The sequence below is a fragment of the Syntrophomonas sp. UBA1041 genome (assembly GCF_002316705.1).
Classification (GTDB): Bacteria; Bacillota; Syntrophomonadia; order Syntrophomonadales; family Syntrophomonadaceae; genus DTU019.
This window is the reverse complement of the sequence record NZ_DCEA01000003.1, coordinates 122,774-131,910: the sequence shown is the minus strand read 5'-3', so window position 1 is coordinate 131,910 and position 9,137 is coordinate 122,774. Positions and strand designations below refer to the sequence as shown.

Here is a 9,137-nt window from a genome sequence, read left to right as displayed (position 1 = left end):
TCACCCGCGAGGAATTCTGTGAGCTGGCGCTTTTGCTCTATGAAAAGACCACGGATAAAACGCCCGCGCCGGTTTCACCCAATCCGTTTACCGACACGACAAACCCGCGGATATTGAAAGCCTTCGCGCTGGGCATCACGCAGGGCACATCAGCCACCACCTTTACTCCAAACAAACTGATCAACCGGCAGGAGTGCGCCACCATGCTGTTCAGGACGATCAAGGCCATCGCCCCGAGCGCGGATTACTCCATCGCGGGCGTGCCCGACTTCCCCGACCAAAAGGATATCGACTCCTGGGCGGCGGAGAGTACGAAATACATGTCGAAGCTGGGCATTATCAAGGGCGACGACAAAGGTTACTTTATGCCGAAAGCGACCACTACGGGACAGGAGGCTTCCGGCTACGGCACGGCCACAAGGGAAGCGGCGCTCCTTATGAGCGTACGGACTTATGACGCTATTTAAACCTTCAGAAAGGAGAGATCTTTAATATGGGATTAAAGATAAAATTGCTGTCCGTCCTACTGGCGGTATGTCTCGTGGGTGTTTACGCCCCCGCAACCGCATGGGCGGGGGATGGCGACGTCTGCGAGATCGGCGGTAAAGGCTACGCTACGCTGGATCTGGCGCTAGCCGCGGTGCAAAACGAACAAACCATTAAGCTGCTGCAAGACATCGACTACACAGACGGTATTGAAATCATGAATAAAGACATCACCTTTGACGTGAACGGATATACGCTGGATCTTGTGAATACCGCGGGATATGGACTCCGGGTCGACGACGGCATCGTTGACCTGACTGACACTTCCCCGGGCGGCGGCGAATTTAGCGTCACCGGCTCCACTTTCGGCGTGGTCGCCTTATACGGCACCGCCTCTGTCACCAACGCTACGGCTACCGGACCCGGCGGCTACGGAGCCATCGCGTTAGACGGCGGAGACATTGAGATATCCGGCAATGTCCAGGGCGTCACGGTGGGCGCTTCAGCCCAGGACGCAGGCAGCAGCATTTACATCGGCGGTGGTGTCACGGCAGGCGCCGGTATCGGCGCGGCCGCGGCGGATCAGGGAACCGTCACCGTTGACGGCGGAATTTCAGCCGCAACGTATATCAGGATCGGCGCTGTATCCAAAGCCCAGGGAGAACACACCGGAACCGAAGGCGGCTACTTCGTTTACACCGACCAAGCCAGTTCCGGCAGCACCGTACGGGTTAAGAACACCACCCCGCCGTCGGGTGGCGATGTCTGCGAGATCGGCGGTACAGGCTACGCTACGCTGGATCTGGCGCTGGCCGCGGTTCAGGATGGGGAAAGCGCGACCATTAAGCTGCTGCAAGACATCGACTACACAGGCGGTATTGAAATCGTGAATAAAGACATCACCTTTGACCTGAACGGGTATACGCTTGATGTGGTCAATACTGCAGGTATAGGGCTGCGGGTGGATACGGGCAGCGTTGACCTGACAGATACTTCACCGGGCGGGGATGGCGAATTCAACGTCACCGGGACTACTAACGGTGTGTATGTGGTCCGCGGCGAGGCCACGGTATCCGGCGCCACGGCGACTACAGGAACGGGCGCCTTCGCCGTCGGTTCATCCGCGGCTATCGTGATAACGGACGACGTGCAGGGTGAAACAAACGGCGTCTGCGCTGGCGGAAGCGGAAGCAGCGTCACAGTCAGCGGCAATGTCCAGTCAGACCAGACAGGCGCACGTGTTTATGACGGCGGAACGGTGACCGTCAACGGACAGATGACGGCAGAGGTATTCTATGTCATTGCCGGAAGCGCCACCGAACCCGTTTACTTATCGGAAAGTGATTACCAGCTTGACCTCGCAAACCCGGGCTATTACCTCTACACAGGCAGCGGCGCAGAAAAGGCCTGGGTCAAAATTCCCATTTTGGCGGACATCCCTCATGACGGAAATTCGGGAATCACAAATCAGACGCAGGGAGCACACGGCAGCAGACAGGTTACCCTGACCGTGACGGTGCAGAATGAGGCGGGAGACCCCCTGACCGGCATCGGTCCGGAGTATTTTGAAGTAACCATAAACGGCGAGCACCAGTGGTTTGACACCAGTTCCCTGCTCTCAGGCTTTACCGACAATGGAGACGGGACCTATACGGTGGTCTTTACGGGAGCCGCCGACAGCGCGGGATATCCCTTCATGTACCTGAAGGTGAAAGGCGTGATCATTGAGTACGGCCCGACAGCTGTCACGACTCCGGGGCCGACGGATGACTATGTCTGCGAAATCGTCGGCGGAGATCAGCATAACACGCTGGACGAGGCGTTGGACGCCGCGTTCAGCGGAGATATCATCAGGCTGCTCCAGGATATTGATTATGAGGGCGGCCTTGTTATTAACAGCAAAATCATAACCCTGGACGTGAACGGCTATACTTTGAATGTGGTTAATGACGAGACTGGAGGAAACGGACTGGTCGTGGAAAATCACGGCAGCGTTGATCTGGCGGACACTTCTGCGGAGGGTGGCGGAGAATTCAATGTCACCGGCAAAACATACGGGGTCAAGGCCGATTTGTCTTCGGTCACCGTTACAAGCGTAACAGCAACAGGCCCCGGAAGCATCGGCATTTTTGCCAATAACAGCAGCAGCGTCAATACAGAAAGCGTCCGTGGTGTGCAGTTTGCCGCCTATGCCTGCGCAGACAGCTTTATCGAGGTTGAAGGCGATGTAACGGCCGTTGCATCCAACGGCAAAGGCGTATATGCAGACGATAAAAGCGAGATCTGCGTTTCAGGCAATGTAACAGCGACCGGCGGCGCCGCAAGCATCGGTGCGCATGCCATCAGAAGCAGTGCGATTACCGTTGATGGTATTATTACGGCAACGACTTATATCAAGATCGGCGACGTACCTGTACTTCAGGAAGATTATACGGGCATTGACGGCAGCTATTATGTTTATACCGATGCGGCAAGTCCCGGCAACACCGTCCGGGTCAGGATCCCTCCGCCTGCCATCATCACTGAAAGTCTGCCGAACGGCAAGGCAGGTATAGCCTACAGCCACGCCGTTACAGCAACAGGCGGAGGCCCCATCGCCTTCTCGCTGTTGAATGGAAGCCTGCCTGGAGGGCTGAGCCTTGACCCTGTCACCGGATTTATCTCCGGTACACCTGACTCTACCGCTACATTTACCTTTACTGTCAGGGCTGAGAACAGCGCCGGAGTGTTCGATAAGGAGTTCACAATTACGATAACCGCAGCTTCCTCGGGTGGCGGCAGTGGCAGCAGTCCGTTAACCCCGGCAACGCCGACATATCATGCGGATGTAAAAGCAGAAAATAACGCTGCAACGACAATCCCTGTCGCGGTTAACAAGGATACTAGAACCGCATTTATAGATGCGGGCTCGCAGAATCTCACTCAAAACAGAACTGTCGTCACGGTCCCTTCTATTCCCGATGTTGACACTTATACTTTTGGCATACCGGTACCCGACTTATCAACAGCGGTCGAACATGGTACACTAACACTTAATACCGACACGGGCAGTGTCACCGTCCCGTCCAATATGCTTACAGGCGTGGCGGGAGTCAGCGGAAGCAAAGCTGACATCACTATCGGTCAGGGCGACAAGAACGCCCTATCAGACCATGTGAAAGCCTTAATCGGCGATAAGCCGCTCATCTCGCTCACGCTGTCCATCGATGGAAAGCAGACCGATTGGAGCAATCCCGTTGCGCCTGTAACTGTGAGCATACCCTATGCGCCCACGGCGGCGGAGCTTGCTAACCCCGAAAGCATCGTCGTGTGGTACATCGACGGCAGTGGAAACGTAGTCACCATCCCCAACGGACGCTACGATGCGGCGACGGGAACGGTGAGCTTCTTCACCACCCATTTCAGCGATTACGCTGTGGCGTATAACAAGGTAAACTTCAAAGACGTTGCAAGCGGCGCGTGGTATGCTGACGCTGTTTTCTTCATCGCGGCGAGAGAAATCACAGGCGGCACAGGAGATGGCACTACATACAGCCCCGAAGCCAAGCTCACGCGCGGAGAATTCATCGTCATGATGATGAGAGCCTATGGCATCGCTCCCGACGCGAACCCGACCGACAACTTCTCTGACGCGGGCAGCACATATTACACCGGCTACCTTGCGGCGGCAAAGCGGCTGGGCATAACCGCAGGCGTAGGAAACAATATGTATGCTCCGGGCAAAGAAATCACTCGTCAAGAGATGTTCACCCTACTGTATAACGCGCTGAAAGTCATCGTTCAACTCCCGCAGGGTGACCCCGGCAAGACGCTCTCAGACTTCACCGATGCCGGTCAGATTGATCCCTGGGCAAAGGAGGCGATGAAGCTGTTGGTCGAATCCGGAACGGTATCCGGCAGCAATGGCAAGCTCACGCCGACAGGCACAACCACCCGCGCTGAAATGGCGCAAGTACTGTATAATCTGCTGGGGATATAAGCTAAAAATAGGTAAGCTGTAAAAAGCAGAAAACCAGTCATAAAAATCGTGACTGGCTTCCTGCTTTTTTCGTTGCCCCGTACCGGTTATCCCCTCGGTTCAGTCATTGTACCTGTGGGTGACACTTGTGTTCCGGTATGTTATTGACGGCTTAACTGCTGGTAGATGATAGCGGCCAGGCCCAGTGAGCCCTGGCGGCTGATGGTTTTGGCGTATTCTTCGTCCAACATGGATTCAAAGGTCTCGGTGGCCATACCGCGGGCGATGAAATCACTGCGCGGGATGCTGGCCCGCATAGCTGACAGCAACCGGTATACAAAAACGCTCTCCAGCTCCTCGCAGGCCTGGCGTAATTTTTTATCCTCTTTACTCTGCATGGCTTCCTGCAATACCCGGTTGAACTTGCCGGCCTGCTGCTGTTCGCGGCTGGCCTGAACCCCGGACATATTGACGGGATTGCCGATGCCTATGGCGTTAACCGCACTCATTCGGGATCAGCCTCCTCTTTAGCGGCGCAGATTGGTAGTGGTCTGCAGCATTTCGTCCACCGACTGAACCACCTTGGAGTTAATTTCATAGGCGCGCTGAGCGGTGATCAGACCCACCATCTCCTCCACGATCTGTACATTGGAAGACTCCAGGTATCCGGACTCCAGGGTGATGGTGCTGTCCGCTTCGGGGTCCCAGTCCACCGCTTCACCGGCGGTGTCGGTGGCCCGATAGAGATTGCCCCCTAATTTCTCCAGACCGGAAGGGTTCATGAAGGTGACCAGTTCCAACTGGCCGGCCTCCTGGATTTCATCCGAACCTGAAACCTTATAAGTCACCCGGCCGTCCTTTTCAACCAGGATATCATAGGCGCCCGCTTCCAGCGCATCCACCCCCGCAACCAGGTTGCCGCCGCTGGTCACCAGATTGCCCTCCGCATCCAGTTTGAAAGAGCCATCCCGGGTATAGAGCTCTTGATCTCCAGGGCCGTAAACGCGGAAATAGGCATTACCACCGGAAATGGCTACATCAAGGGGATTGCCCGTGGGCTGCAGGTTGCCCTGACCGGTCATGATATCGATGGCGGACGGTCGAACCCCCAGGCCTACAGACACCCCCACCGGCTCGATCAGTTCATCGCTTACTGTGGGGCGTTTAATAGTCTGGTAGAGCAGATCCTGAAACTCCACCCGTTGCCGCTTGTATCCGGTAGTGTTCACGTTGGCGATGTTGTGCGCCAGGGTGTCCACATTGAGCTGCTGGGCATGCATGCCCGTGCTGGCAGTGTAGAGGGACCTCATCATAGCGGGTTTCCTCCTTAGAATAATTCGTTTTTGATCATAGCTTGAGGAATTGCACCTCGGTCGATCGGTGCAAGGTGGGCCCCTCGGCGAGTCCAGCCCACAACGCAATAAAAAGTTATTCCATTTCTATATCGTAAAACAGCTGCATAAACTTTAACGATAATTTGTCCACCAAAGGGTCTTAATGTAGCAACTTTTTTCCTCTATTTTCATATATTAAAGCACATACAGTTTTCGAGGTGTGATTCATGATAAAAATATCCGACTTGCGAACCCGAGATGTAATCAATATAGTAGACGGGAAGAAACTGGGCAACATCATAGATATAGATTTAGACTTGGAGAACGGCCGTGTCCTGGGTTTGGTCATGCCCGGGCACAGCCGGGGCTTCAACATTTTCTCCCGCCGGGAAGAGGTGACTGTGCCCTGGCATAAGATTATCCGCATCGGCCGGGACGTCATTCTGGTGGAAGTTCCCGTGGCTAATGAGGTTGAGGGCTACCAGCGCCGCGATTATCGCATCGATGACGATCGCTATTAAGCCTCAATAATATCAAGTTGAATTATCGGCCCCTTTTGGCGATAATAAGGGCAGCACCTGAACTAGAAAGGCCTAAGGGGGAAGATAATTTGAGATGCCCCTATTGCCAGGAGTTTGAGAGCCGGGTGGTGGATTCCCGGGCCAGTGACGACGGCGCCTCCATACGCCGGAGGCGGGAGTGCAACGCCTGCAAGCGCAGATTCACAACTTATGAGAGAATCGAAGAGAGACCTCTGGTGGTGGTAAAAAAGGACGGCAGCCGCGAGCAATTCAACCGTGATAAGCTGCTGGCCGGCATCACCCGGGCCTGTGAAAAGAGACCGGTCAGCATGGAGGATATTGAAAACCTGGTGGCCGGTTTGGAGCGCGAATTGCGCGATGAATATGAACGTGAAGTGAGCAGTCAGGTGATTGGGGAGAAGGTTATGAAGCGTCTGCAGGCCCTGGATGAAGTGGCCTATGTGCGCTTTGCCTCAGTCTACCGACAATTTGCCGATCTCAACAGCTTCATTAAAACCATCGAACAGCTGAAAAAACAGTAGGACATGAGACACATGGGGACGTCGGACACATGTGTCCGTCTGTGTCCGCGGGCGTCATCGGTTGAGGTAGGCGGTGAGGGCTTCCACTACCATAGCCGGCGGGAAGCTCTTTTCTTCCACCCGGGTGGAGGCACGGCCGTAAAGATACATGAAGTCTTCATAAGGCCCGGTCTCGCGGTGGCCCTGCTCCAGATCGGGAATATCTTTTAACCAGCGCCGGGCTGAGGAGCGGGGCAGGTGAAAAACGAAACGGTAGTTGCCTAGAGCTATAATAAACTCGAAAAGCGAGTAATATTCGGGTTCAACCGATTGCACAAAACATTTGGGACAGTGATGTCCCTTTTTTAAATATTCCACAAAGGAAAAGCCTGCGCTGCGGGCCGAGTCTTTGCAGTCTTCACACAGCCAGATGCGGGTGCGGTCCGGCCCCATGAGGTAGCGCACCTGAATAAGATCCGGATTTTCCCGGTAGAGCTTTTTTATCACCCGGTTCTTCAGGGAATACAGTTCCTGGCTTTGCTCTGGATAACGTTTGGCATAATGGTTAAGATGAAATAAGTAAAACGATATGCGCAGGACTTCCTCGCCGGGCAGGCCCGCTATGCTGGCCAGAAAACGGTCGTAATGGTGGACGGCCTTTAGCACTTTGCTGAACCGGGCCTTATTGAGGCCCCGGCCCCCCAGGAGGGATTTTTTATCTTGCAGGTCGGCCAGTGACGAATAAATATCGACCGCTTCCAGATCCTTCTCAGCAAACAGATAGCTTAGGCCCCCGTTGGCGTTGCGTAAGACCTGTGAGACCTGCAGATAGCCATATTCCATCAATTCGTGAACCTGGCGGTTGTTAAGCTGGTAGCGTCGGGCCACCTGGCTGATGGTCAGCAAGTTGGGCACCTTCCTTGCTTACTGATATTGCTTCCGGCCATCCGGATTCAGAAATCCAAATAAACCAAAAACCATTGAGATAAAGCGCTGCAATCTGAGCAAAACTGTATTGTTTTCAAGGGGGGATCCCGGCCCTGAGGTTCAAATCCGCAGAGATCAAACCGCTGATCCGGCCAGGATGCAGACTATTCAAGACAACTCCATAATCCGGATGGAGAAGCAGCCCTTATCTTAATTATCCGGAGCCGTGCCGGGTTCGCCTTCAGCTTGCTCAGGAACGGGCTCCAAGAGCCTCAAGGCCTCGGTTTCCCATTCCTGCGGCACTTTTATCACGGTTTCCGCATAAGGTCCTACCGACAGCGGAATCTGCGAAATGGCATTGCGTTCGATTCGATAAGGTATTTCCTGTGATCTTAACAGGCTTTCAATTATAATGTCATCAGGAGGAAAGACTCGTACTAGAGTAACCCAAACCATAGTCTGGTCGCGACTGCCCCCGCTGCCTTCAGGGGTCGGGGGAACGGAGTGACTGCTCATTACAACCCACCTCCTTAACCATATTGTACGCGAAAGAAAGAGGTTGAACAAATGAACCGCTGGACCTGGCAACAATTACATGGTCTCGAGTATATAACCGTGCCGTCCTGGCAGGAAAAAGGCGCGCAAGTGGTCTTTACCGCCCGCACCGGAGGCTTGAGCAGCCAGCCTTGCCACAGTTTAAACCTGGCCCTGCATGTGGGCGACGACCCCGAAAAGGTAGTGCATAACCGGCAGCTGCTGATGCAGCTTTTTGGCTTGGGGCTGGAGGATATGGTGTCCTGCCAGCAGATCCATGGCAGCGAAGTGGGTATAGTATCCCGCAAAGACCGCAGCAGCGGGGCTTACAGTGATCAGACCGCACTTTGCGGCTGGGATGGGATGATTACCGACCAGACCGATCTGGCTCTGGCCACTTTTTATGCCGATTGCATCCCATTATTCTTTTTTGATCCGGCCCGGCGGGTTATAGCCGTATCCCACAGCGGCTGGAAAGGTACTTACCTGCAGATTGCAGCCAAAACCGTACAGGCCATGGTCAAGACCATGGGCTCTGTTCCGGGGGATATACAGGCCTTTATCGGCCCCGGCATCGGCGCTTGCTGTTATCGCGTTCAGCCTGATCTGGTGCAGAAAGTAAAGGATAGATTTCGCGATTTTAGTGATATAATTTATGAGGATGAACACGGCTATACCTGGGATCTAAAAGCCACCAACGAGCAGATCCTGATGCTTGCCGGCATTCCCTGGGACAACATCATCACCTGCCCGTTGTGTACCGCCTGCTACCCGGAGCGCTTTTTTTCCTACCGCCGCGATCAGGGACAAACCGGACGCATGGGCGCGGCTATAGCTCTCAGGAAATAAGGAGAAG

At 54.5% G+C, this 9,137-nt stretch carries 9 protein-coding genes; 5 read left to right on the top strand and 4 right to left on the bottom strand.

What is annotated here, in order from left to right; all coding sequences use genetic code 11:
• Positions 1–467: S-layer homology domain-containing protein (locus tag B2633_RS01150; RefSeq protein ID WP_483168699.1), on the top strand; the 467-nt coding region annotated here is incomplete at its 5' end.
• A 26-nt stretch (positions 468–493) separates the two neighbouring features.
• Positions 494–4,465 (top strand): S-layer homology domain-containing protein, encoded by a 3,972-nt coding sequence (locus B2633_RS01145; RefSeq protein WP_483168698.1) that lies wholly within the window; start codon positions 494–496, stop codon positions 4,463–4,465.
• Positions 4,466–4,605: 140 nt separating this feature from the next.
• On the opposite strand, the gene B2633_RS01140 is transcribed toward B2633_RS01145, so the two are convergent.
• Together B2633_RS01140 and flgG are read right to left on the bottom strand one after the other, a co-directional pair.
• Complete coding sequence (locus tag B2633_RS01140; protein WP_483168697.1) at positions 4,606–4,953, bottom strand: rod-binding protein; 348 nt, start codon at positions 4,951–4,953, stop codon at positions 4,606–4,608.
• Between the two features lie 18 nt (positions 4,954–4,971).
• Positions 4,972–5,757 carry a flagellar basal-body rod protein FlgG gene (gene flgG, locus B2633_RS01135; RefSeq protein WP_483168696.1) on the bottom strand — a complete coding sequence of 262 codons (786 nt, stop codon included), beginning with the start codon at positions 5,755–5,757 and terminating at the stop codon, positions 4,972–4,974.
• Positions 5,758–6,005: 248 nt separating this feature from the next.
• Between flgG and B2633_RS01130 the strand changes: the two genes are divergently transcribed.
• Together B2633_RS01130 and nrdR are read left to right on the top strand one after the other, a co-directional pair.
• Positions 6,006–6,299, top strand: coding sequence for a YlmC/YmxH family sporulation protein (locus B2633_RS01130; RefSeq protein WP_483168694.1), 294 nt, complete (start codon positions 6,006–6,008; stop codon positions 6,297–6,299).
• An 89-nt stretch (positions 6,300–6,388) separates the two neighbouring features.
• The gene (gene nrdR / locus B2633_RS01125) at positions 6,389–6,841 is read left to right on the top strand and encodes a transcriptional regulator NrdR (protein WP_481038284.1); all 453 of its coding nucleotides are present in this window, start codon (positions 6,389–6,391) and stop codon (positions 6,839–6,841) included.
• A 54-nt stretch (positions 6,842–6,895) separates the two neighbouring features.
• Here the strand turns inward: nrdR and B2633_RS01120 are convergent, their stop codons facing one another.
• Together B2633_RS01120 and B2633_RS01115 are read right to left on the bottom strand one after the other, a co-directional pair.
• Positions 6,896–7,726 (bottom strand): hypothetical protein, encoded by an 831-nt coding sequence (locus B2633_RS01120; RefSeq protein WP_483168693.1) that lies wholly within the window; start codon positions 7,724–7,726, stop codon positions 6,896–6,898.
• 231 nt (positions 7,727–7,957) lie between these two features.
• On the bottom strand, positions 7,958–8,263 hold the full coding sequence (locus B2633_RS01115) for a putative signal transducing protein (RefSeq protein ID WP_481038286.1): 306 nt from the start codon (positions 8,261–8,263) through the stop codon (positions 7,958–7,960).
• 51 nt (positions 8,264–8,314) lie between these two features.
• Here B2633_RS01115 and pgeF point away from each other — a divergent pair, with 51 nt between their 5' ends.
• Positions 8,315–9,130, top strand: coding sequence for a peptidoglycan editing factor PgeF (pgeF, locus tag B2633_RS01110; protein ID WP_483168692.1), 816 nt, complete (start codon positions 8,315–8,317; stop codon positions 9,128–9,130).
• The last annotated feature ends 7 nt before the right edge of the window (positions 9,131–9,137 follow it).

Coding starts and splice junctions, on each gene's coding strand:
- B2633_RS01145 (WP_483168698.1), top strand. CDS start 494: ATGGGATTAAAGATAAAATTGCTGTCCGTCCTACTGGCGGTATGTCTC.
- B2633_RS01140 (WP_483168697.1), bottom strand. CDS start 4,953: ATGAGTGCGGTTAACGCCATAGGCATCGGCAATCCCGTCAATATGTCC.
- flgG (WP_483168696.1), bottom strand. CDS start 5,757: ATGATGAGGTCCCTCTACACTGCCAGCACGGGCATGCATGCCCAGCAG.
- B2633_RS01130 (WP_483168694.1), top strand. CDS start 6,006: ATGATAAAAATATCCGACTTGCGAACCCGAGATGTAATCAATATAGTA.
- B2633_RS01115 (WP_481038286.1), bottom strand. CDS start 8,263: ATGAGCAGTCACTCCGTTCCCCCGACCCCTGAAGGCAGCGGGGGCAGT.
- pgeF (WP_483168692.1), top strand. CDS start 8,315: ATGAACCGCTGGACCTGGCAACAATTACATGGTCTCGAGTATATAACC.